This is a genomic window from Natronotalea proteinilytica (genome assembly GCF_055379935.1).
In genome coordinates this window covers 2,926,181-2,948,736 of record NZ_AP043947.1, presented here as the reverse complement: position 1 = coordinate 2,948,736, position 22,556 = coordinate 2,926,181, and the positions used below count along the sequence as shown (strand labels likewise).

Annotated in this window: 16 protein-coding genes; 8 read left to right on the top strand and 8 right to left on the bottom strand. The window is 56.3% G+C overall.

What is annotated here, in order from left to right:
- The first annotated feature begins 556 nt into the window (after positions 1 to 556).
- Entirely contained in the window at positions 557 to 1,153 is a 597-nt protein-coding gene (locus tag ACZ5AL_RS11735) for a CAP domain-containing protein (protein ID WP_464510576.1), read from the top strand.
- Positions 1,154 to 1,392: 239 nt separating this feature from the next.
- On the opposite strand, the gene ACZ5AL_RS11730 is transcribed toward ACZ5AL_RS11735, so the two are convergent.
- Complete coding sequence (locus ACZ5AL_RS11730; RefSeq protein ID WP_464510575.1) at positions 1,393 to 2,793, bottom strand: hypothetical protein; 1,401 nt, start codon at positions 2,791 to 2,793, stop codon at positions 1,393 to 1,395.
- Positions 2,794 to 2,868: 75 nt separating this feature from the next.
- Here ACZ5AL_RS11730 and ACZ5AL_RS11725 point away from each other — a divergent pair, with 75 nt between their 5' ends.
- Positions 2,869 to 3,165, top strand: coding sequence for a hypothetical protein (locus ACZ5AL_RS11725; RefSeq protein ID WP_464510573.1), 297 nt, complete (start codon positions 2,869 to 2,871; stop codon positions 3,163 to 3,165).
- Positions 3,166 to 3,739: 574 nt separating this feature from the next.
- Here the strand turns inward: ACZ5AL_RS11725 and clpB are convergent.
- The gene (clpB, locus tag ACZ5AL_RS11720) at positions 3,740 to 6,376 is read right to left on the bottom strand and encodes an ATP-dependent chaperone ClpB (RefSeq protein ID WP_464510572.1); all 2,637 of its coding nucleotides are present in this window, start codon (positions 6,374 to 6,376) and stop codon (positions 3,740 to 3,742) included.
- A 512-nt stretch (positions 6,377 to 6,888) separates the two neighbouring features.
- Here clpB and atpD point away from each other — a divergent pair.
- The 3 genes from atpD (at position 6,889) to ACZ5AL_RS11705 (ending at position 10,158) form a co-directional block, all read left to right on the top strand.
- Entirely contained in the window at positions 6,889 to 8,391 is a 1,503-nt protein-coding gene (gene atpD / locus ACZ5AL_RS11715) for a F0F1 ATP synthase subunit beta (RefSeq protein WP_464510571.1), read from the top strand.
- A 45-nt stretch (positions 8,392 to 8,436) separates the two neighbouring features.
- Positions 8,437 to 8,871 carry an ATP synthase F1 subunit epsilon gene (gene atpC / locus ACZ5AL_RS11710; RefSeq protein ID WP_464510569.1) on the top strand — a complete coding sequence of 145 codons (435 nt, stop codon included), beginning with the start codon at positions 8,437 to 8,439 and terminating at the stop codon, positions 8,869 to 8,871.
- A gap of 111 nt (positions 8,872 to 8,982) precedes the next feature.
- The gene (locus ACZ5AL_RS11705; protein WP_464510568.1) at positions 8,983 to 10,158 is read left to right on the top strand and encodes an alanine racemase; all 1,176 of its coding nucleotides are present in this window, start codon (positions 8,983 to 8,985) and stop codon (positions 10,156 to 10,158) included.
- Between the two features lie 44 nt (positions 10,159 to 10,202).
- Here the strand turns inward: ACZ5AL_RS11705 and ACZ5AL_RS11700 are convergent, their stop codons facing one another.
- The 3 genes from ACZ5AL_RS11700 to ACZ5AL_RS11690 all read right to left on the bottom strand — a co-directional run bounded on the left by ACZ5AL_RS11700 (position 10,203) and on the right by ACZ5AL_RS11690 (position 15,322).
- On the bottom strand, positions 10,203 to 11,954 hold the full coding sequence (locus ACZ5AL_RS11700; RefSeq protein ID WP_464510567.1) for a hypothetical protein: 1,752 nt from the start codon (positions 11,952 to 11,954) through the stop codon (positions 10,203 to 10,205).
- Positions 11,955 to 12,179: 225 nt separating this feature from the next.
- Positions 12,180 to 12,464 (bottom strand): hypothetical protein, encoded by a 285-nt coding sequence (locus ACZ5AL_RS11695; RefSeq protein WP_464510565.1) that lies wholly within the window; start codon positions 12,462 to 12,464, stop codon positions 12,180 to 12,182.
- 389 nt (positions 12,465 to 12,853) lie between these two features.
- Positions 12,854 to 15,322: a TonB-dependent receptor gene (locus ACZ5AL_RS11690; RefSeq protein WP_464510564.1), complete on the bottom strand. Its 2,469-nt coding sequence runs from the start codon at positions 15,320 to 15,322 to the stop codon at positions 12,854 to 12,856.
- Between the two features lie 414 nt (positions 15,323 to 15,736).
- Between ACZ5AL_RS11690 and ACZ5AL_RS11685 the strand changes: the two genes are divergently transcribed.
- Complete coding sequence (locus tag ACZ5AL_RS11685) at positions 15,737 to 16,150, top strand: DUF2237 family protein (protein ID WP_464510562.1); 414 nt, start codon at positions 15,737 to 15,739, stop codon at positions 16,148 to 16,150.
- Between the two features lie 21 nt (positions 16,151 to 16,171).
- On the opposite strand, the gene proS is transcribed toward ACZ5AL_RS11685, so the two are convergent.
- Positions 16,172 to 17,644, bottom strand: a complete 1,473-nt coding sequence (gene proS / locus ACZ5AL_RS11680) for a proline--tRNA ligase (RefSeq protein WP_464510561.1) — start codon at positions 17,642 to 17,644, stop codon at positions 16,172 to 16,174.
- A gap of 479 nt (positions 17,645 to 18,123) precedes the next feature.
- On the opposite strand from proS, the gene ACZ5AL_RS11675 reads away from it, so the two are divergent.
- Positions 18,124 to 19,464, top strand: coding sequence for a hypothetical protein (locus tag ACZ5AL_RS11675; RefSeq protein WP_464510560.1), 1,341 nt, complete (start codon positions 18,124 to 18,126; stop codon positions 19,462 to 19,464).
- Between the two features lie 201 nt (positions 19,465 to 19,665).
- Here the strand turns inward: ACZ5AL_RS11675 and thiL are convergent, their stop codons facing one another.
- Together thiL and ACZ5AL_RS11665 are read right to left on the bottom strand one after the other, a co-directional pair.
- A complete protein-coding gene (thiL, locus tag ACZ5AL_RS11670) occupies positions 19,666 to 20,742 on the bottom strand; it encodes a thiamine-phosphate kinase (protein ID WP_464510558.1) in 1,077 nt (358 codons plus the stop codon).
- 87 nt (positions 20,743 to 20,829) lie between these two features.
- The gene (locus ACZ5AL_RS11665; protein WP_464510557.1) at positions 20,830 to 21,192 is read right to left on the bottom strand and encodes a DsrE family protein; all 363 of its coding nucleotides are present in this window, start codon (positions 21,190 to 21,192) and stop codon (positions 20,830 to 20,832) included.
- 236 nt (positions 21,193 to 21,428) lie between these two features.
- On the opposite strand from ACZ5AL_RS11665, the gene ACZ5AL_RS11660 reads away from it, so the two are divergent.
- Positions 21,429 to 22,550, top strand: a complete 1,122-nt coding sequence (locus tag ACZ5AL_RS11660; protein ID WP_464510556.1) for a DUF1152 domain-containing protein — start codon at positions 21,429 to 21,431, stop codon at positions 22,548 to 22,550.
- Positions 22,551 to 22,556: the final 6 nt, after the last annotated feature.

Genomic DNA, 22,556 nt, shown 5'->3' with positions numbered 1-22,556 from the left:
GTCCCAAGCATGCGGTATAAAACGAACGGTCACGCGTAAAATCAGCATGCTCAGCGAGGCTACACGAAGGCCGGATAGCGTATAGCGATAAGCAGTGTAGGCGGCATTGACGGGATACACAAGTAACCTGCAAATCGGCATGGATGCAAGCATTTTTTATCCACAAATAACCCACAGCAAATCACCGTCGCAAAATAAATAACGGAGATACAAAAAGGGCGCAAACCGCTCTCATATAGACGAAAAGGGGGTTTAAAAGCTCCGTTATTGTTACAGGACGTGTCATTTTGTTGGTCATAGTCTGCAAAGTTATCCACATCCCGCTGTGGATAACTCACGACCTATTTTTCCCGACATGGACCAATAACGGTTCTATTAGGGAGCACGACGAAACGGCTTCTTCCGGTTGTCCGCTGTATAATCGTGTTATACGATTGCTTGCATGAGTGGAAAACCCGTAGTTGATTCTGCTACCCGTGGTGGGCACTCTATACCATCACTATGCATACAAACTACACGTTCATCATTGTGCCCGAATAAACATCGCTTCATTGATATGTCGTTGCCCAAGTGGATGGCCCTGGGTGTCTTGCTCATTGCAACGGCCTGTGCCCCCACCGTACCCGACACCGATGAGCCTGCCGATGCAGGCGAGCGCCCCTCGTACAATGTGGACGCAATCGCGCAGTCGATGCACGATGCCATCAATGAGGAGCGTGCGCGTGAGGGACTCGAATCGCTCGACTGGTCAGAGGATCTGGCTGCAATTGCTGAAGCGCATAGTCAGGACATGCGAGACCGCGGGTTCTTCAGTCACGCAAATCCGGACGGCGAGAGTCCGACTGATCGAGGCAACGCGTACGGCTTTACGTGCGAGGAAGCCATCAATGGAGGGTATCGAACCGGCATTGGAGAGAATATCTTCAACGCCGCCCTCTATTCGAGCCGACAAACGCGGCGCGATGCTTCGGGCACAACAGTAACCTACGACTGGAACGAGCCATTTGAGCTGGTCGAAACGATCGTAGAAGGTTGGATGGACAGTCCAGGACACCGCCGCAACATTCTTTCTTCAGACTACGCATCGCAAGGCCTCGGTCTTGCTGTAGACTACGATGAGGACCGCCTTTTCGTCACACAGAAGTTCTGCTAAGGAGAGTAGAAGTTGTTCTGTCACACCTGAATACTAAGTAGACCCACAAAAGAATCTTCGAGTATGTCATTGCGAGGAGCGCCAGCGACGCGGCGCTGTGAGCGCAGCGAGGGAGTGCGAGTGCCTTTAGGGTGCAATCTTGTGCCTTATAAGCAGGGTAAACCGCTCTAACTGGCGCATGAGATCGCACCCCAACAGGAAACCGCCTCACACTGCTTGATATCCATTACCGTGCTCACTCATGCATAGCGCTGTTCGGCCTGCACGGCATCGCGGAGTTGTTGGGCAAGCCAGTCGGCCTCCTGCTTATTCTGCAGATTGTCGAGAGGAGCCGCGTGATTCTGCGGGATGGAGCCCTTCATGGTACGGGAATTTTTCTGCCCAAAGACCTGCCCAAGGGTATCTGCAATCCCCGATGCAACGCTGTCAGTCTCTTTGGCAGCGCCCCGCTTTAAGATCACGACCTGATAATCAGATTGAGGGTACTTAGAGGCGTTAGATCGACTCCCCGAGATTCGTACATCGACGTTCTCCACCTCCGTAACTGGGAAGCGTTCGCTCTTACCGCTTCCACCTTTGACTTTCACATCCACCTCGCCGTTGGACACAGTTATCGTTTTCTGCTGTGCCCAAGTTGTCCATGCAGCCTGGCAAAAGACGAGTCCCAGCCCGAGAATGACTGTAAATCCGAGCAGATTATCGAACATACCAAACTGGCTGAGATCAACAGTCAGGAGAACAATTGGAATGGCTAATATGAATCCAAGTCCCAGGACGGCCCACAGCATAGATAGCCCCATGCCCTTGAGGCTACGTTCAGGTTCTTGACGAATGCGCACGCCCTGGCCACCCACCTGCTCCATCGATATATTCTTGCTGATCGGGCCCGTAAGAGACGGCTCTACCACGTGGCCGGCATACGGATCTTGGGAAGAAGATTCATCTTTCTGCCCAATTTGAAGCGCCTCCTGGTCGGTGTCCAGGTTCCACAGGACCTGCTCAGGCTGTCCGTCTGATTGCTTAGAGGCGTCGGGCGTGTAGTCTTCGGAAGGGGCTTCTTCAGGTTCATAGACGGGCACTTCAAAGCGCGATTCGTAATCAACCCCAGGCATCTCAGCGCGCACCTTGATCTCCCAAACAATGTCTGATTCGCCAGTGCGAGCCAGCTGCTGCTTGGAGCGCTTGATAGCAGTGGAACGTGGCATCTCGTCTGGAATCTGAAACGAAGCAGGAATCTGGGCTCCGTTGGCGTTGAAGCGGGCGGCCTGCATTTGCTTTTCCGCACGCCACAGAAGGTGATAGTGCTCTTTTAGTTTGCGGCTGTTTTTTCCACTGGATTTGTACCGTGCCGTACGCTGATAGCAGGAGAGTTGTACCTGGGCACCATGGCCTGGGAACTCAGAACGGTCGATTGCAGCCTGGACCTGTGCAACGATTCGCTGGCCTATACGCCCCGGCATCGTTTCAAGCGTTGCTTTGGATGTGCCAAACCGTTTGCCCCGCTGATAGAGGGTCCACTCCTGCCTTGCGAGATACAGTCCAAACGGTAGTCCCACAATAGGAAGGATCGCCGCAAAAAGTACGCTCCACTCCGGCGATGAAGCGGTGAGGATCTCACTCCAAATAGCCCAGACGGCCATTGATCCGGCACCTCCGACGAAGAAGAGGAAGACTATTGCGATGGCAAACACTCTCGATCGCCTCACACGGCTTGTGTGCGTGATTTTATTCGCACCCCATTCCTCGCGGGCCGTCCAGGGTTCGGGACGCGCCTCTGCCTCTTCATACGCCCGTTGGCTTGTATTCCCTTTGAATGCGCTGCGAATCAGCAATATGCCCATCACCAAAAATACAAGGGCAAAAACCCCGAAGGGCAGGACACTCGCCAGGAAATTTCCGAGGTCAGTATCAGCTTCAAAAAACATCTGAGCAAAGAAGTAAACGATGGCTGCAGCCCCAATGCACAGCCCGAAACCAAGAAGACCCATGACCCAGCGGCCAACGGTCTGTAAACTTTCTGGCAGAGAAGAATAAAGAGACATTACAGAAGTAATTGGTTAGGTTAGGGGACGAGAGACTAACTTGGTGTCAGAAGTAGACGCGTCGACTCAGCGTGTTACGGAATTGCAGTTTTCATTCACTGGCTTCTATTTTTGTTAGCGTAGTGTGTCTAAAAGGCCGGACAGCCATGCGCGTCGGGAGGCCAGAGGCCGGATGGCTTCGATGATGACTACTGCTGTGTCACGTGTGGTTGTTTGGGGGGCGCATGTGGACCTTAACGTACCGAGCAAAAATCGCATCCTTGTCATTGCGAGCGGAGCGACGCGCCCCGACCGCAGGGAGGAAGTGCTCTTGGGGTGCAATCTCATTGCTGTCAGGCTGGATGCAACTGTCCAATCAACGGGATGAGATTGCACTCCAGGAGGGTTTGTTCGCTGCCTTCACAGCGCCACGTCGGTCGCATACTCCTTCCTCGCGATGACAATTTGGGTCATAACATTCAGATGTACAAAAAATAACGCGTAGGCCCCTGCAGTCCAGAGACCTACGCGTTTTTGCGTTACCGAATGTACCGACGCGTTCGATCTACGCCGCCACGGGTTCAGTCTCGGGCCGCGTTTCGAACGACAAGCCCGACTCGTCCTCGGCCAGGTCGATGTACACCGTGTCGCCTTTGCCGACCCATTCAGAGAGTACTTCCTCGGCCAGCGGGTTGGCAACCTGCCGCTGCAGCACCCGCTTGAGCGGACGCGCACCAAACGCGGGGTCGTATCCGCGGTCGGCCAGCCAGTCTTTCGCGGCGTCGCTGAGCTGTAGCGTAAGATTGTGGCTCTTCGCGGCAATCCGAGCAATGCGGTCGAACTGCAGCTCCACAATCTGCCGGATTTCTTCGCGTCCGAGCGAGCGGAACATCACAATGTCATCAATGCGGTTCAAGAACTCGGGACGCAGCTTCCGCTTCAGCAGTTGCATGATTTGCTCTTCGAGCTCTTGCTGCTCAGCATCCGACAGGAAGCCATCATCAGCACGATCCATGCGCTCACTGATGACCTCCGAGCCCAGATTGCTCGTCATGATGATGATGGTATTGGTGAAGTCCACCGTGCGGCCCTGATTGTCGGTCAGGCGTCCGTCGTCGAGCACCTGCAGCAGCGTGTTGAACACTTCGTTGTGGGCCTTCTCGATCTCGTCGAAGAGCACAACGGAGTACGGCTTGCGGCGCACCTGCTCGGTGAGCTGTCCGCCCTCTTCGTATCCAACATAGCCGGGGGTAGCACCAATCAGGCGGCTCACGGTGTGGCGCTCCTGGTACTCGCTCATGTCGATGCGCACCATTGCATCCTCGTCGTTGAAGAGAAAGTGCGCAAGCGACTTAGCCAGTTCGGTCTTGCCAACGCCGGTGGTGCCGAGGAAGATGAACGACCCAATCGGACGCGTTTCTTCTTGCAGGCCCGCCCGTCCGCGCCGCACGGCATCAGACACCGCCTGGATGGCTTCGGGCTGGCCAACAACGCGCTTGGCAAGTTCGTCTTCCATACGCAGCAGCTTCTGCCGCTCGCTCTCCAGCATGCGACTCACCGGGATGCCTGTCCAGCGTGATACAATGTCGGCTACGTCTTCGGCATCAATTTCTTCTTTGAGCAAGGCGCCATCTTCCTGAATGGCCTCCAGCTTTTCGTTGGCCGCTTTGGCTTCAGCCTCCAACTCGGGGATGCGTCCGTAGCGGATTTCGGCCACCTCGTCGTATTTGCCCTGACGTTCTAAGTCTTCGGCCTCCACGCGCATCCGATCGATCTCTTCTTTAGCCGACCGCACCGTCTGGATGAGCTCTTTCTCCTCTTTCCAACGGGACTGCAGCGCGTCGCGCTCGTCTTCAAGGTTTGCCAGCTCCTCGTTGATCGACGCGATCTTTGTTTCGTTCTCCTCGCGCTTCATCGCCTCGCGCTCAATTTCGAGCTGGCGGATCTCACGCTGCAGCTGGTCGAGTTCAGCGGGCATCGAGTCGATTTCAATGCGCAACTGCGCCGCGGCCTCGTCGATCAGGTCGATGGCCTTGTCGGGCAGAAAACGGTCGGTAATGTAGCGTTCGCTCAAGTCGGCGGCGGCCACCAATGCGCTATCCTGGATGCGCACGCCGTGGTGCACCTCGTAGCGCTCCTTCAGCCCACGCAAAATGGAGACAGTGTCTTCGATGCTGGGCTCATCGACGACCACCTTTTGAAAGCGGCGTTCCAGCGCACGGTCTTTCTCAAAGTGCTTGCGGAACTCGTCGAGTGTGGTGGCGCCAATAGCGCGCAACTCGCCGCGGGCCAGTGCCGGTTTCAAGATATTGGCAGCATCCATGGCGCCTTCGGTGGCACCTGCGCCCACGAGCGTGTGGATCTCGTCGATGAAGAGGATCAGCTCGCCATCGGATTCGCTCACTTCTTTGACCACAGCCTTCAGGCGGTCCTCAAATTCGCCACGGTACTTGGCCCCGGCAATGAGCGCGCCCATGTCGAGCGCTACGATGCGTTTCGATTGCATGCTCTCAGGTACGTCGCCCTGCACGATGCGCGTGGCAATGCCCTCGGCAATAGCTGTTTTACCGACGCCCGCTTCACCGATCAGCACCGGATTGTTCTTTGTGCGCCGCGACAGGATGCGCAACACACGCCGAATCTCCTGGTCGCGCCCAATGACCGGGTCGATTTTGCCCTGGCGCGCCAGCTCGTTTAGGTCGCGGGCAAATCGGTCGAGCGCTTCGTAGCGGCTTTCGGCATGTGGGTCGTCTGCCGACTGTGTGCCACGCACATTGTCAAGCACCTCCAGCAGCGTGTCTTTGGACGCCCCCTGATCGCGCAGCGCTTGGCCGACAGCTTCCTTGCTCTCTACAAGCCCGACGAGCAAGTGCTCGGTAGACACGTACTCGTCGTTCATCACATCGGCTTCGGCCCGGGCACGGTCGAACACCTTCTTGAGCGCATCACCTAAGTACTGTCCGGATACGCTGGCGCCCGACACCTTAGGAAGTTTATGGATTTCCGATTCGGCCACCTGGTTGAGCCGATCCAGGTTAGCGCCAATGCGACGCAAGATGGATAGCGCAATGCTATCGGGATCCTCTAAAAAGGCCTTCAGTAAGTGCGTAGGTTCTACGCCCTGATGCTGGTGCGAGGCCGCGACCTCACTGGCTGCCTGTACAGCCTCTTTCGCTTTGACGGTAAACTTCTGCAGATTCATAATAGAGTGTCTCGCTAATCAAACAAATAGATGGACCGGTGGATGCGCTGCGTCTGCGGCCAACCACCGGCCGGCGCACCGCGCTGGCATTCAAGACAATCGACGAAAAGCATACCAGCGTGGCACAGGCTGTCAGCTTGTCAGTAGCAACTTAAAACAGATTGATTTAGCGCAACGTAATTTTCAAGAATGGCAGATCGGGCCGCGAGGGTGGCAGGCGGTTCCGTCAAGGCGACGGGACAGGCTGCCACCGTAACAGAGAACCGGGGGCGGGCTGCTGCCCCACAAACAAGGCGCCCATGCGAGGCATCCCCCCATGTAACACACATCTGTAGCAGTTCCACCCGAAATTCCATGATTCTTTGCCGTGTTTCCGCGATTTAGCCATGTTGAGTGGAAGCATTTGGGGAGGCAGACACCTATGTTCATGACGTGCCGCGAACGCTCTTTTTTGGTCGCGGGCACGGTATGTTGCGCTGCCGACCGAACCAATCGGACTTGACCATTTCCTCATGGACGTACAAACTGCAGAACAAACGGGCTCAATCGTTGAAATCGTAGGCCCGGTGGTGGACGTAGAGTTCCCGCCGGATGCCGTGCCCGACATCTTGGATGCCATTATCATTGAACGCGAATCGGGCGAGGACCTCGTGCTCGAGGTGCAGCAGCACCTGGGTGAACACCGGGTCCGCTCCATTGCGATGGATTCCACCGATGGCCTAAAGCGAGGCCAAGCGGTGAAGCACGCCGGACGCCCTATTTCAGTGCCAATTGGCGAGGCTATTCGTGGACGCCTGTTCGACGTAACAGGCCGCGCTGTGGATGGCTTGCCGCAGCCTGAGGTAGACGAGCAACGCCCCATTCACCAGCCGTCTCCCAGCTACGACAATCTAGCGTCTTCGGTTGAGATGCTCGAAACGGGCATCAAAGTGATGGACCTCATCCAGCCCGTCCCGAAAGGAGGCAAGGTCGGGCTGTTCGGCGGTGCCGGCGTTGGAAAAACGGTGCTGATTCAGGAGCTTATCAACAACATTGCGAAGGCACACGAAGGCCTGTCTGTATTCTCCGGCGTCGGCGAGCGTACGCGCGAAGGCAACGACCTGCTCCGCGAAATGCTGGAGTCGGGCGTGATGACCTACGGCGAAGAGTTTGACGAGGCCATGGAAGAAGGCGGCTGGGACCTTGACAAGGTCGATATGGAGGCCATCAAGACCTCGAACCTGGCGTTGGTCTTTGGCCAAATGAACGAGCCGCCGGGAGCGCGTGCCCGCGTCGGGCTGACCGGGCTCACCATTGCAGAGTACTTCCGCGACCTTGGAGGGCGCGATGTGCTGTTCTTCCTCGATAACATTTTCCGGTTCGTACAGGCCGGTTCTGAGGTGTCGGCTCTTATGGGACGCATGCCGAGTGCTGTAGGCTATCAGCCGACGCTGGCCAGCGAAATGGGGGACCTGCAAGAGCGCATTACCTCCACCAAAAAGGGCTCGATTACGTCGTTCCAGGCAGTGTACGTACCGGCGGATGACTTGACTGACCCCGCTCCGGCCACCACGTTTGCTCACCTTGACGCCACCACCGTCCTGTCGCGTCAACTGTCGGCGCAAGGGATCTACCCGGCGATTGACCCGCTCGACTCCAACAGCCAGATCCTTAACGCCCGCACTGTGGGCGAAGAGCACTACAAGACGGCGCAAGAGGTGAAAGGGATTCTGCAGCGCTACAAAGAGCTGCAGGACATCATCGCCATTCTGGGAATGGACGAGCTCTCCGACGAAGACAAGCAGGCCGTAAACCGCGCCCGTCGCGTGCAGCGCTTCCTAAGCCAGCCGTTCTTTGTGGCCGAACAGTTTACCGGTACCCCCGGTGCCTACGTGCCTATCGACGAAACCATTCGTGGCTTCCGCATGATTCTCGATGGCGAACTCGACCATCTACCCGAACGGGCCTTCCTGCTGAAGGGCCCCATCGAAGAGGTCATCGAAGCAGGCGAAGAAATGCTTGCCGAAGACGAATAACCTCCGTGTCCGTCGGCTTCCGTTCGACTTCATCCCCCTACGCTCATGGCTACCGAACTCCACGTTGACATTGTGACTCCCGATGGCCGCGCTTTCGAAGGCTCGGCTCGGGGCGTGCAAGCACCCGGTATTGAAGGCTCGTTCGAGGTGCTGCGCAACCACGCTCCCATGATTGCTGCCTTTGACATCGGCAAAATTGTGGTCAAGACCGAAGAGGCGTACGAAGAGCTGACGATCAGCGACGGACGCATCACGTTTGCTACGAGCGGAGGCTTTCTCGAAGTGCTCGACAACCGCGTCATCGTGCTGGCTGAGACCGTTGAGCCCGCCTCTGATATTGACACTGAACGCGCTCAGGCCGCTGAGAAACGCGCACTGGAGCTGCTTCGTGAAAGTGCCACGCCGGAAGAACGCAAGGAAGCCGAGGAAGCCCTTGAGCGCGCCCGCAACCGGCTTCGCGTTTCCATGGGATCGTTTTGATCTGGTTGCTCATGCCATCTGATGCATTGTAGACGCCCATCTCGCTCGATCGAGGTGGGCGTTTGTCATGCTGGATACGCCCTGTTCTTACGTTTACCGCTGCTCTGTCCTATGTCTACTGCACTGGCTCCGATCGACACGCTATCCACCCCCGCCCTGTTGGTCGACGTTGACCGGCTCGATGCCAACATCGAAGCAATGCAGGCCCGGGCCAACGCCCAAACCGTAGCGCTGCGTCCGCATGCCAAAACGCACAAGTGTCCGGCCATTGCAAAACGGCAGTACGAGGCTGGAGCCGTTGGACTCACCGTAGCCACACTCGACGAAGCCGAGCAATTTGCTGAGGCTGGCTATACCGACCTAACCGTTGCCTATCCACTTGTTGGCGCGGATGTGCATGCCCGAGTGCGCGCCTTGCGCTCGCATGCTACCGTACGGTTTTGTGTGGATACCGAAGCGGGCATCCAGCAGGCTAGTGCGGCATATGCTCCAGACAATCCGGCGGAGGTGCTGCTGGAAATCGACACGGGGCATGGACGCTGTGGAGTGCGGTACGATAGCGACGACATAGCCGCTCGTGCACAGCAAATCATTGCGTCCGATAGCCTCCGGCTTGTCGGAGTGCTCACGCATGCCGGGCATAGCTACAGCGGGCCACGCAATGGCGAAACGAAAGAAGAGGCGCTCCGCCGCGTAGCCCAAGAAGAAAGAGATCGCATCCTGCAGGCCGCAGCACGCATCTATGAAGATGCCACACCTGCTGTTGCTAAACGCGACTTTACGGTGAGCATAGGCTCTACGCCCTCGATACGATATTTTAAGAACACAATCTACGAAGGGCTGCAAATCACCGAAATTCGTCCGGGCAACTACGTCTTTCACGACGCCATGCAGCACACGCTCGGCGTGTGTTCGCTCGATGCCTGTGCGTTGACCGTGTACACCCAGGCGGTGAGTCGTCATCGCGCACCAAATGGAACCGAGCGCGTATTTGTGGATGCGGGCAAAAAAATCCTAACGACCGACACCGGTACGCAAACTACTGGGTATGGCATTCCCCTGTACAACGCCGCGTTTATGCGTCGGCATCCCCATGCTGAAATCACGGGGCTCTCTGAAGAGCACGGGTGGATGGCCGTACCGGGCGGGGCAACATTTGGCGTGGGCGACCGGCTGCGCATTGTGCCCAACCATGCGTGCGTGACCGTGGCCACCCAGTCCGTACTGCACGCCGTGCACCGCGACGAGATCGTGGAGACGTGGCCGGTGCTGCGTCGACGAGGCTGAACGAACCACCTCAAAAGCCTCTGGGAGCATCGGGCACGCAGGTGCTATGCATATCGCGCCTCGGACTCTACCACCTCGCGAATCTGTTCAGCGATCCAGTCTGCTTCCATCTTGTTGTGTAGTCCATCAATGCTGGCGGCTCGGTGCTTTTTCTCATCGTAGGCGGTCTTCATCTGGTCAACCTTATCTTCTCCTACAATCATGCCCATCGTGTCGGCGAATTTACCAGCAGCTTCTTGCATTCGATCATCGCTGAGCTCTGTTTCGTGACGCTCGATCACAATTTTGTAGTTGGCTTGCTTTTCACTGCCGCCAACCATCACCCATATGTCTTTGACGTCGGAGATCGGGATTTCCGTATCGCTTTTTCCGAAGGTGGCAGCGCCTTTAACATCGATAGTGCCGTTTGAGATAGTGAGTGTGGCTTCTTTCGTGAGCGCGGAATAGGCTGCCCATAGAAGAAGCGCACCAAACGCCAAGAGCATAAATCCGCCCCAAAAGTTGGCCCCAAACAAGAACAGACTTCCAATTGTCATTCCGGCACCGATGGCCCCAAATATGTACGGTGTGATTTGGCTTCGGTCGGGAGCTACATGTAGGCGAAAGTGGCCAGTGCTGCGCTCCAGCGACACATTCGGACTGATGGGTTCGGTGAGCGAAGGCCGCACCACGTATTCATCATATGGATCTGAAACAGCGGGCTCCGTTTCTTCAGCAGCCGGCCCAAGCTTTTCTTCATCGGCTTCCAGGTCCCAAAAGACCTGTTCGGTAGAGACGGCTTCTTCGGCTTCGTCGGGGGGGGGAGCTGCCGCTTTGGAGGTATCCTCAGACTCAAACACTGGTACCTCGAAAGTGGCATTGTAATCGACCCCATCGTCGGTTTCTACACGGATGCGCACGCGCCAGATAATATCAGATACTCTGTTGCGGGCCAGGTATTTGTCGGAGCGGCGAATTGGAGTCGATGTTGGCCGGTTTTCAGGCAGTTGAAAAGAGACGGGAATCTCGATGCCGTCTGCTCCTTGAGATAGCGGACGCATGTGGCGTTCGTTGCGCCAGAGCACATGCATCTTTGTTTCGAGTGATTTACTGCTCTTTCCGTTGCTGCTTCGCTTTCGCTTGTATCGGGCCGTGCGTTTGTAGCAAGAGATCTGCACCTGGATACCGTTTTCAGGAATCTCGTGCGGTGAAATATTCGCTTGAACGCGCGCCAACAGCCGTTTGCCCAGGCGACCCGGCATTTCGTCGAGTTGCATCGCAGAGGTGCCGTATTTGCTTCGCCGCCGGTACTCTTTCAACGCAATGGCAAGCATAACCCCACCTGCTAAGGGGAAAACCATCATAACGAGGACACCCCACTCCGGATCGCTTTCCCCAACAATAAGGTCAAGGGTAAGCCACCCAAATCCTACAAGCCCGCCTACCAGAAAGATGGTGCCAAGGATGGCTAATCCAAACTTAGAATATTGATGTTCGATGTGGTTTGCATCCCATGCCTCACGGAGGGTCCACGGCTCGTCGTGGGTTTTCGCTTCAGCGTAGCGCTGATCACGTTTTGAAAAGAAAGAAAGCACAAACAAAACGCCGATAATCAGCATCAAGCCGCCAATAAAGAGCGTATGAACATCAGACTCAGGAAAAGATCCTGTTTCCCAATAGGTGGTGCCAATGGGGTACAGCATCATGACGGCGCCGATGCAGAGTCCAATGCCAACAATGCCAAAGATCCAACGCTTAGCCGAGCGCAGTGTGCGTTGGGCACCGGCAGGAAGAAATTGGGTGAGAAAGCGTAACATAGCGTATGGGGACTCGATTCTGATGGGAAAATCGACGAATGACCGCCTAGGAAGCGTTGGTACTACCGTAATCGGTACTGCCGTAACGCACAGACGGTCAAAGAAGAAGTCTCCTCCTTATAGAAAAAAGCGCACTCTCGGTGCTGTACCGGACAGTTCGACATACGAAACTGTTGCATTTGAGAGCGCCTGCATTTCAACACACATCTTACTGATTAATATGATTTAGTCCGCTAGACTTGCATCAGCTTTCGCATCAACGTAGACGCGATACGCTATGCCGTATGGTTCGCCTTCGCCTCGTCGTCCACGCACCCCGAATCCGCGCCGACAGCCCCGTCGTGTGCCAAAGCGCAGCCCGAGCACGCCGTCGCAGCCGCCGCGTGTGCCAAACCCAAAACGGCGTGAGCCAAACACTACGCCGTCCCCCGACCAACCCAAGCGACGACGGTCATGAGCATTAAGAACAGCAAAGAGACGGATGCGACGCCGATTCGTTACGATGCACACGTACTACTGCTGTGTCATGCGTCAATCTTCGGGCACCCTAACGTACCGAGAACTACTCACACCCTTGTCATTGCGAGCGGAGCGACGCAATCTCATGCTATTAGGCCGGATGCAGCTGTCCAATCAACGGCATGAGATCGCCCCCCAGGCGTACTCGTTCGCCACGCTCACAGCGCCGCGTCGGTCGCATGCTCCCTCCTCGCGATGACAATTTTGGACCATAACTTTCAGGTGTGACACAGCACGCGACGCCCCCTTCAAACACTGTCATCTTGAGCGGAGTCCCTGTTGCTCTTGTGTCGATGCTCCGCGTCGACACACCCATTGGGGTGCTCTTGCGTCCCGATCTAAAACATACGCTGTTATGGAAAAACCAGGAAGGGACGTCGCTAAAACGACAGCCTCAGCCGGGCATTGATGGTACGTGGCGTAAGCCGACGCGGGACGCGCGTCCACTCGTTGTCATCGTTGGGAATCCAGTCGTACGCCACGCTATTGGTCATATCGAACATGTTGAGCACCTCGGCGGTCAGGTCAAGATGCACTGGGGCACTGCCTTCGCGCAGCGTAACGCGCTTTGTGGCGCCGACGTCAACACGCCGGTAGGCACGAATGCGCCCAGACATGCGGGGTCCATCTACCTGAAGCACTTGGCCAGTCACCTCATCACGAGGGCCCGGCAACGGGGGAGTGTAGGGGAGTCCGCTTCCGTATAGCATGCGCATATGCACCTTCCAGCTTTCGTCGCCCGGAATATAGTCTTGCAGAAAGGCAGAGAACGTGTGTCGTTGGTCGCTTGGGCGTGGAACGAGGCCCTGATTCCGGTCGGTTTGAAACTCGGGATGAATGCGTTCGCGAGCGGTCATAAAGCTATAGTTGAACCAGCTTTCGAGCCCCGGTACAAACTCTCCCCGAAGTTGCAGGTCGAGTCCGTAGACAAAGCCCCGGGCGTCATTTTCGCCGGAGTACTGAACGCTTATGTTTTCGATGTCATAGGTGATGAGGTTGTTGAGGTTCTTGTAGTACGCCTCGGCGCGAATATATAAGCGGCGGCTGGGCAAAAAGTATTCACCGCCGAGCACGCCCTGTATAGACTGTTGCGCGTTCAGGTCACGGTTAAGCGATTCAGAAATGGTTTCATCGTCTTGGGGCGTGCCACGAAGCTCCTGATAGGTTGGTTCTTGGTGGTAAATGCCAAGGGAGCCCATGAGCAGCAACTCGTCGGTCGCCTGGTAGCGTGCTGACAGCCGAGGCGAAACGGTCCACTCATCGTTAAACGAGTAATAGTCCGTGCGCAGTCCGCCAGACACCGAGAGGCCGCCTCGTCCATTCGAAAACACGTTCACATCGTCTTGGATGTAGAAGCCGGCCTGCATTTCGTTAAACTGAGCAGCATCCTGCAGGCTATCCACCACAATACGCGATCCGTTGCGTGGTTCAATCGCAAACAGTTCATCAATGTCGTCGGTAAAGCGCAGTCCACGCACATCCCATCCGGCCTCAACGGCATGCCGGTCGAGCGTTAGATGGTAGCTTCCGCCTCCCGTGAGCGTTTCAACCCGCACGCGGTTGTCTCCAAAGTCAATCTGGTCGGATTGCCCCATGCCGAAGTGGCCCTCGCCCGAATTGGGATCGCCCTGCGGATCCACCTGAAACAGCTCTGAACGGCCTACGATGTCGAACTGCTCGGTTTCTTCGGTACCAAAGTAGGCAAGTTGGTGGCTAATGCGGAGCTGATCGGTGAGTTGGTTCGATAGACGCGTTCCCAGGAATTCGGTGGTATACCCATCCTGGCGCTGACCATCGTAATCGACCCAGAGCGCTTGCAGGTCGGTAGGGGCATCGGGGTTGAGGCCGAGGATGCCGAAGTATGTTTGCTGGGTTTGCGGCTCTAATTCAAACGTGTGATCGGCGTAGAGCCCCAGCACATCCAGCTCGTGGCCCGGAGCAATGCGATAGGTGAACAAGCCTTGCACATCCGTAAAGGTAGGATCGTAATCGCCCTGCACATCTTGGGTGCCAAAGAAGCGTCCGGGCTGGGCATGACGGATGCCCACGTTCCAGCTAAGCCGATTGTCGAGGGCGGCGCCACGGGCGTGCGCGCTGGCATCGAGGAGTGAAATATCCGCGCTTCCCCGGAGGGTCTCGTCTTTGGGCGAATGGTATTGCACGTCGAGGGCGGACGACAGCTTGCCGCCATAGCGCGCCGGAAACCCACCGGTGTAAAACGTAAGGTCGGATGCCATATCGGGGTTCAGCAACCCGAGTCCTTCTTGTTCGCCCTGACGCGGACGAAACGGCATGAAGACTTCAAAGCCGTTTAGAAAGATCAGGTTTTCATTATAACCGCCGCCGCGTACCGAATATTGCTGGGAGAGCTCGGTGTTAGTAGCCACACCGGGCATGACTTTAAGCGCCCGAAAGCCATCTTTGAAGGGCGTAGGCATGTTTTGGATGTCCTCGGGACGGATGCGATGTACGCCGATATCTTCGGCAAACTCGTCGGCCTCTACAAGCACCTGGTCCATTTCCACCACATCATCGGAGAGCGTTACCGCAAGCGTCGTGGACTCATTGGCTCGAACTTCGACAGAATCGATGTGAGCTTTGTATCCAATCGCGGAAAAACGGAGCCGATGGATCCCAGTGGGAAGCCGTAGACTGTAGGAGCCGTCGGACTGCGTAGCTGTTCCAAAGTTCGTTCCGTCTACAACAATGGTTGCTCCAGGAACGGGAGTTTCATCAGGCGTCGTTACGGTGCCTTCGAGGGTGCCCCAGTTTTGAGCAGGCAGGGTAGAGGTGCTAAAAAGTAGCCAACTGAGTACAAGAAGGCTCGTGTATATCCAACGATGCGACATAAGCGCGCGCATGTGCGGGGTGTTAGTACCGATGACAAGAGGCGTATCGTTGCGTCAGAGGCAAATAGTTCGTTGTGTAAAGGACAAGCTGTGTAGCGTAGCGTGCTCGGCCCCCTTCCCGTTGGTAATCAAGAGAAGCAAGGCATTTTGATGGTGCACTTGGTCTCCTTCTAGCATGCGTTCGTGCAAAGGAGCCCTGAGTCGGTTTATCCATGCAACGACGCGCACAAAGGAGTACTATTGGAGAGTCGCAGCCGATACAATAACGTTCTGTATCCAACTCTCGTCTGTACCACTCTCCCCCTTCTTCCGTAACACGTAACTACGGAACTGTTACATGAAACTGCAAGCGGCAAGACAGATTATGCATAGTGCAATTCTTACACCACTACATCCCTAACGATCTATTGCATCATGAGTTCGTTACATTCGGGAAGTCATTCAACGACAAACGGAGCCACGCCCCAAAGTATTCTGGGGGAGCCACTGCAGCCGTGTAGTCACGATCCGGAGACGGGATTTCACCGTACGGGGTATTGTACCACGGGGCCTGAAGATCGAGGCCGCCACGTGGTTTGTGCGGAAATGACGGAGGCGTTTCTGTCGTTCACAAAAGCGCAAGGCAATGACTTGAGCACGCCCCGCCCAGCCTACAACTTTCCAGGGTTGCAGCCGGGCGATCGGTGGTGCTTGTGCGCAGCGCGATGGCAGGAGGCGTACGAAGCCGGGTGTGCGCCGCCCGTTGTCCTCGAAGCCACGCATGCAAGCGCGCTTGAGATTGTGGAGCGGAGGGCGCTCCAAGCCCATGCTGTGTCAGACGACACGTAACGAAGCGGATCCGCAAAGTGCTTAGTACGCTTTCGCGAAGATCACGCGGCCTTTCGAGGGCTTGCCGGTGAGCATATCTTCGCCCGGCTCCTCAGGACGATCGAACGGAATGCAGCGGATGGTTGCGGAGGTCTCTTCTTTGATGCGTGCCTCGGTTTCTTCGGTGCCGTCCCAGTGCGCATGCACAAAGCCGCCTTTTTCGTTGATGACCGTCTTGAACTCGTCGTAGGAGTCCACAGAGGTGGTGTTGTCCTTGCGGCGTTGCAGGGCGTGCTCAAAGAGCGTTGTCTGGATCTCATCGAGCATGTTCTGGATGCGCGTCACAAGACCGTCTTGCGAGACGATGTTCTTGTCGCCGGTGTCGCGGCGCGCCAGTTCTACATTGTTGTTTTCGATGTCGCGTGGGCCAATGCCAATGCGCAGCGGTACGCCCTGCAGTTCGTATTCGTTAAACTTCCAGCCGGGCTTCTGATTGTCGTCGGCATCCAGCTTCACGCGAATGTTGGCATCATCTAGCAATTGCTGGATACGTTGTGCCTCTTCCAACACGAGCGCGCGCTGCTCATCATTAAAGTAAATCGGTACAATGACAACCTGATCGCGTGCCAGCTTGGGCGGAAGCACCAGCCCTTTGTCGTCGGAGTGCGTCATGATGAGCGCACCAATAAGACGGGTTGATACGCCCCACGAGGTGGCCCACACGTACTGCTCTTCGTTATTCTCATCGGTGTAGGTGCAGTCAAACGCCTTGGCAAAGTTCTGTCCGAGAAAGTGGCTGGTGCCTGCCTGTAGGGCCTTGCCGTCTTGCATGAGGGCTTCGATGCAGAGGGTATCTACGGCTCCGGCAAACCGTTCGCTGGGCGTTTTGCGTCCGCGAATGACGGGGATGCCCATGTAGTCTTCGGCGAAAGTTGCGTACACGTCGAGCATCCGCTCGGCTTCTTCGAGAGCCTCGTCTTTGGTGGCGTGGGCCGTGTGGCCTTCTTGCCAGAGGAACTCCATCGTACGCAAGAAGAGGCGGGTGCGCATCTCCCACCGCACGACGTTTGCCCACTGGTTGTAGAGCAGCGGCAGGTCGCGGTACGACTGGATCCAGTCGGCGTACGTGTTCCAAATGATGGTTTCAGAAGTGGGCCGCACGATGAGGTTTTCGTCGAGCTTCGACTCCGGATCGGGAATAAGCTCGTCCTCTTCGTTTAGCGTGAGCCGCGAGTGGGTAACGACTGCGCACTCTTTGGCAAAGCCTTCTACGTGCTCGGCTTCGCGGGCCAGAAACCGTTCGGGAATGAAGAGCGGAAAGTAGAAGTTTTCGTGCCCTGTCGCTTTGAAGAGGCCATCGAGCGTTTCTTTCATCCGCTCCCACAGTGCGTAGCCATTGGGACGAATGACCATGCACCCGCGCACGGGCGAGTAATCGGCCAGTTTGGCCTTGCGAACGACATCAATGTACCATTGCGAGTAGTCAGAATCACGGGGTGTGACGGCGTCGGCCATAGAGCAGTAAAGCGAAAACGCGAGGAAGGTTACAATGTGAACGGGGGAGCGCATCGGTTATTGAAGCACTCCACGCTATCTGGATGCCCAAATGTAGTGGGCTGTGGGGATGATAAGTTGTAAGCTGGTTTATTGCCAACTCGATTTATCAACGATAGAATCTATCACCAACACAGTATATCGTAAATTGTGGAGAGAAACAGCAATCAGGAACGTATTTCGCGCAACTTTAAGCCATAAAGTCCAGGGCATGCCAAAAAGAAAGCCGACGGAAGACCGAGATCTCTTTCAATTTTGTTTTGGGTGGTGATTGGTGTTACTTTGAAGAACATATGAGCGGCTTTCGCAACAAACCAATCTGTTGGTCGTCTAATCGGCTGCAGACAACTGATAAAAGTTCATGTAGTTGATACGCACTATCGCACATACCGTGGTGTAGCTGCGGGGACTTCTTCTTGTAGAATATGGGGTAATACGCCATGAAAGAGTCACAATACAAAAAGATACTTCATCAGTTGACACCGATTGTAGGGGTGTTGACGCTGGCATTGGTGCTTTCGGGGTGTTACACGCAGTTGCAAACGGGCGACCGTACGACTTCGCATACCCAAACGCATCAGCAGGAGCGATCTGCCCCAGCTACGTCGGAGCGGGCCCTCACCACACAGGAGTTGCTCCGCTGGGCTGAAGAGATTGAGCGCGACTATCGTGATGGGCGCATTAGCGAAGACGAGTATTGGGCCAATGTAGCGGCCATTAAGAGTGAGAACTCGGCGTTTTATGGTGCCTACTATGGCGATTCGTTCTACACGCAGCCAGGCTACAGCCACATTACAAACCAGCGGCTGCGGTTAGAGCGGCAGTATGTTGGAAGCCACTGGTACCGCAATCGTCCTGCATGGGCATGGGGAGCTTTCCATGATCCGTTCTTTCGGTCTCGCACATCGGGCTTCCACTTTAGTATTGGCTATGGCCGCTTTTACCACCGTCCGTTCTTTGGACATCGTGGATTTTACAACCATTGGTATGGATTTGGGGCGCCCTCGTACTTCCATCGTTCCGGCATCTTCTATGGCGGGATTCACAACCACTATTACGGAAGCGGGCCGTTTCACACTGTACGTCCGCGTAGTACAACCGGCCGCACTTTTACCCCGCGCACAACCGAAGGGCGCGGAACGGCGCAAGTACGGTCAGGCGATGAAGCGTCAACTGGACAGCGAACCACACGTAACGTAATCGATCGATCGTCGGAGCGTACAGCGTCGCCTTCTGATCGCGGCACTCGTACCACGCGCACAGCGTCCGACTCCGGATCTACCGAACGCGGGTCGCGCTCCAGCCAGCCGCGGAACGATCGTACCGATCGCGGTTCGCGTACTTCAGGCGGTGATACCGATGCCGATCGGTCTACACGTTACGCTGCCCCACGCCCGATTCTAACGCCACGCACTGGCGATGCCGATGATGAGAACACCGTTCGGCGTGCTCCCATCCTTATCCCTTCAGAGCGTGTCTTGCACACGCCGCGTGAGATCTCACGGGTAAATCTGGAGCGACGCATTCAGGAGCAAATGCGTTCTGAGCGCGAACGGGCGCGGACGAACCGATCTCGCGGAAACCGCTCCTGGGGCGGTACTCGCTCACGAGGCACGACCTCGCGTTCTAGCGGCTCCACGACGCGTTCCAGCGGCAGCTCACGCACAACGCGAAGCAGCGGATCGTCGCGTTCATCCGAGCGCAGCACCAGTCGAGGGAGCAGCTCATCGAGCGAATCATCGGGCCGAAGCAGCCGGAGTTCACGCGATAACGACGATTAGTCGGATCTCTGAATATCTCACTCTTGGCCCTTAAAGTACACGAGGCGGCGCGCTCTTTCGAGCACGCCGCCTCGTAGTTTTTGGGCTGCTCCTTGCCCCTTAACCGTTGTTATCCCGCCCCCTTAACCGCAGGGAAGAGAACCGGCCTCGTCCCAAATCACCTGCCGAGTGCCAAGGGGGAGGCGAGTAGACGCGTCCTAATCAGTTGGCAGAGGAGGCATCATTCTCGTTTTCATTCTCGAAGTGGTCAAAGCCTCCAGGCTTGAGCGGAACGGTTGTGCCATCGCCCTCCTCTAGCGTAACCCCGTCATCAGTATCAACCACCTCACCAATCACCGTGTACGTGCTATCATCAAGCACGGTAAGAGCAGATTCGGGAGCCGTAAAGAGCAACTCATAGTCCTCGCCGCCAAACAGCGCATATACGTCTACGTCGTCTCCGAAGCGGTCGGCCACCTGGCGGGTTTCGGGATGAATGGGAAGCGTGGGGCCAAAGAGCCGTGCGCCTACGCCACTCGCCTCTGCGATATGGTGTACCTCCGATGAAAGCCCATCCGAAATGTCGATGAGCGCACTGGGGCGAAAGTTGGCGGTGCGCCACCGCGGCACTGAAATCGCCTGAGCCGGTGGAGCAAGGTGCCGCCGAATCACATACGGAAAGTCATCTACAGCCGTTTGAAAGTCATCGCCCTCCGATTCCAGGCGTTGCCGTTCGTCGGCAAGCACCTTGAGACCGGCATACGACGCCCCCAAATCGCCTGTAACGCAAAGCGCTTCGCCCGGCTGAGCCCCGCTGCGTCGTACTATCGCGTCGGCATCGGCAGTGCCCCACACCGTCACCGATAGCGTAAGCGCGTGAGCGCTCGTGGTATCCCCGCCGATTACGGTCATGTCATAAGCCTCACACGCCTGGCGTATCCCCGAGTACAGCGTGCGCAAGTGCTCAACGGTAATGTTTTTGGGGATGCCTACCGTTACCGTCGCATACGACGGTTCGGCATTCATTGCAGCCACATCGCTCACACTTACCGAGATGATCTTGAACCCAAGGTGCTCCATGGGCATGAACGTGCGGTCGAAATGAACGCCCTCAATCAACGCATCGGTTGTGATGACCTGAACGGTGCCACCGGGTTGTTCAACAACAGCAGCATCATCACCGATGCCCGTATGTACATCGTCAGGCACCTCATGGCCCAATTCATCGCGCAAAATGGCGATGAGGCCAAACTCACCAACTTCTGATACGGGAGTAAACGCAGGGGAATCGTGATCCATCTAAGTGTAGCATGATTGATCCAAAAAGTACGGACTGTTTCTATGCACCCAAACCAGCTCGGTTGTAGACACTTGACCAGATGCTGATTAAAATGTGAGCGTGGTATCGTATGCTGCTGCCTGCCGCGCGAGATCGCCCGCTCCCCCGAAGGTGGCCCAGTCGGCTAGGTCGCTTTCTTGGATGCCACGCGCTTCGGCACAGGGCTTGCACACGACAAATTCAGCGAGCGCATCGTTTTCGAGGAGCGCATTAAGCACATCGCGTACCGGAGGCAATCCCGGCGCTTTCAGTTCAGCCAAGTTCGCATGACGCGGACTGCCTAGATAGGTGGCCTCTTGCATCGCAAAAAATGCCACCTTATTTCCCTGGCTCATCGCTCCTTTCGCAGCTACAAACGGAAGCACAGTTTTGGTTGTGTTCTCAGGTCCTACCGTTGTGATAATATGCATGGTTGTAGGGGCTTGGTCAATAGGAATGTGAGTAACTCGTACGCACCACTCCATGAGCAGTGCACGGGGTTGCCATCTCGTTACGAAGCAGATACGATCCGTCCGAGGATGCGCAGTAAGCCGTTGATATTTCAAGAGCGTAGCGTATCCGCTAGCAAACGCTGCAACGGCTCATTATTCGTCGGGTTTAGGCGGGCCACTGTACCCAAACCGTCCCTATATTTGTTCTTGTACGCATGTCCAAAGACACTCTTGTTGTAGCCGGTGGTGGCGGAGGCGACGCGCTGGCTGCGTTGATGATCGCTCGCACGCTCCACCTCGATCCCGCTCGTACAGCCTATGCTACCATTGTATGGGAACGCACAATGTACGATGCCCAGCCGGGGCCACGAAGCCCCGAAGACTTTTCTGATATCGAGTCCGTTGGGCAGTATAACCATCGAATCGGCCCAGACAGCGCCCTGGTGCCGCCCTCTCAAACATTCGTACCGCGGCTGGCCGAAGCGTTCGGCGTGCGCTATTACCTAATGGATATTGCACGGGGAGCGCAGTATGTGCAACAGCAAATTGCTGAACTGCACACCCGACTCGACTTCAACACCATTTTGGTTGTGGATGTGGGCGGCGACATCCTTGCCCGAGGCGACGAGCCCAATCTGCGCAGCCCCACCGCCGATAGCCTCACCCTTGCTGGCATGCACAATGCTCCCGCTGACGTGTATGTGGCAGTAAGCGGACTCGGTTTAGATGGAGAACTGACTGAAGAGGATCTGGCTGATGTGGAGCGCGATCTATCAGTAGACACTACGTATGCGGCTCCGACGGCCATTCCTTCTGAGGTCGCTGCCGATTATATCGACGTGTTTCAGTGGCTGCCCTCCGAGGTGTCGGGCATGACGTGTGCTGCTGCGCTTGGGTACCGAGGCACCGCCGAAATTAGAAGCAGTGGACTTCGCATTGATCTGTCGGACGATAGCCCACGCATTCGCATCTACACGTACAAGGACGTGCTGAAGCGCAATGCGGTGGCGCAGGCGGCGCTGGAAACGACCTCACTGCATGAAGCCGCAGAGGTCGTTTTGTCGTTTGGGCTCACGCCCGAGATGACGTACGAGCGCCGTTCAGCGGAGCGTCTTGCCAAACAGGTCGAGGCTAAAAACGGATCGTATACGCCAGATGCGTGGGCCGCCGAGTTGGAGCGCTACGGGGCCTCGGTGCAAGAAGACAATGTATCGTACCTAAGCGCTCGCCGTATTGCACGGGTGCTGGGCCTCGACCGGTCGCGGCTCGACCAGTTCACAACGTATTTGGCAGATACCTATCCTGATCGATTCGAGCCTCCGGTGTGGGTGTGCTGATGTTTC

Bases quoted from the DNA above. Each gene is read 5' to 3' on its own strand.
- ACZ5AL_RS11735 (WP_464510576.1), top strand. From the start codon at position 557: ATGTCGTTGCCCAAGTGGATGGCCCTGGGTGTCTTGCTCATTGCAACG.
- ACZ5AL_RS11730 (WP_464510575.1), bottom strand. From the start codon at position 2,793: ATGGCCGTCTGGGCTATTTGGAGTGAGATCCTCACCGCTTCATCGCCG.
- clpB (WP_464510572.1), bottom strand. From the start codon at position 6,376: ATGAATCTGCAGAAGTTTACCGTCAAAGCGAAAGAGGCTGTACAGGCA.
- atpD (WP_464510571.1), top strand. From the start codon at position 6,889: ATGGACGTACAAACTGCAGAACAAACGGGCTCAATCGTTGAAATCGTA.
- atpC (WP_464510569.1), top strand. From the start codon at position 8,437: ATGGCTACCGAACTCCACGTTGACATTGTGACTCCCGATGGCCGCGCT.
- ACZ5AL_RS11705 (WP_464510568.1), top strand. From the start codon at position 8,983: ATGTCTACTGCACTGGCTCCGATCGACACGCTATCCACCCCCGCCCTG.
- ACZ5AL_RS11700 (WP_464510567.1), bottom strand. From the start codon at position 11,954: ATGTTACGCTTTCTCACCCAATTTCTTCCTGCCGGTGCCCAACGCACA.
- ACZ5AL_RS11690 (WP_464510564.1), bottom strand. From the start codon at position 15,322: ATGTCGCATCGTTGGATATACACGAGCCTTCTTGTACTCAGTTGGCTA.
- ACZ5AL_RS11685 (WP_464510562.1), top strand. From the start codon at position 15,737: ATGAGTTCGTTACATTCGGGAAGTCATTCAACGACAAACGGAGCCACG.
- proS (WP_464510561.1), bottom strand. From the start codon at position 17,644: ATGGCCGACGCCGTCACACCCCGTGATTCTGACTACTCGCAATGGTAC.
- ACZ5AL_RS11675 (WP_464510560.1), top strand. From the start codon at position 18,124: ATGAAAGAGTCACAATACAAAAAGATACTTCATCAGTTGACACCGATT.
- thiL (WP_464510558.1), bottom strand. From the start codon at position 20,742: ATGGATCACGATTCCCCTGCGTTTACTCCCGTATCAGAAGTTGGTGAG.
- ACZ5AL_RS11665 (WP_464510557.1), bottom strand. From the start codon at position 21,192: ATGCATATTATCACAACGGTAGGACCTGAGAACACAACCAAAACTGTG.
- ACZ5AL_RS11660 (WP_464510556.1), top strand. From the start codon at position 21,429: ATGTCCAAAGACACTCTTGTTGTAGCCGGTGGTGGCGGAGGCGACGCG.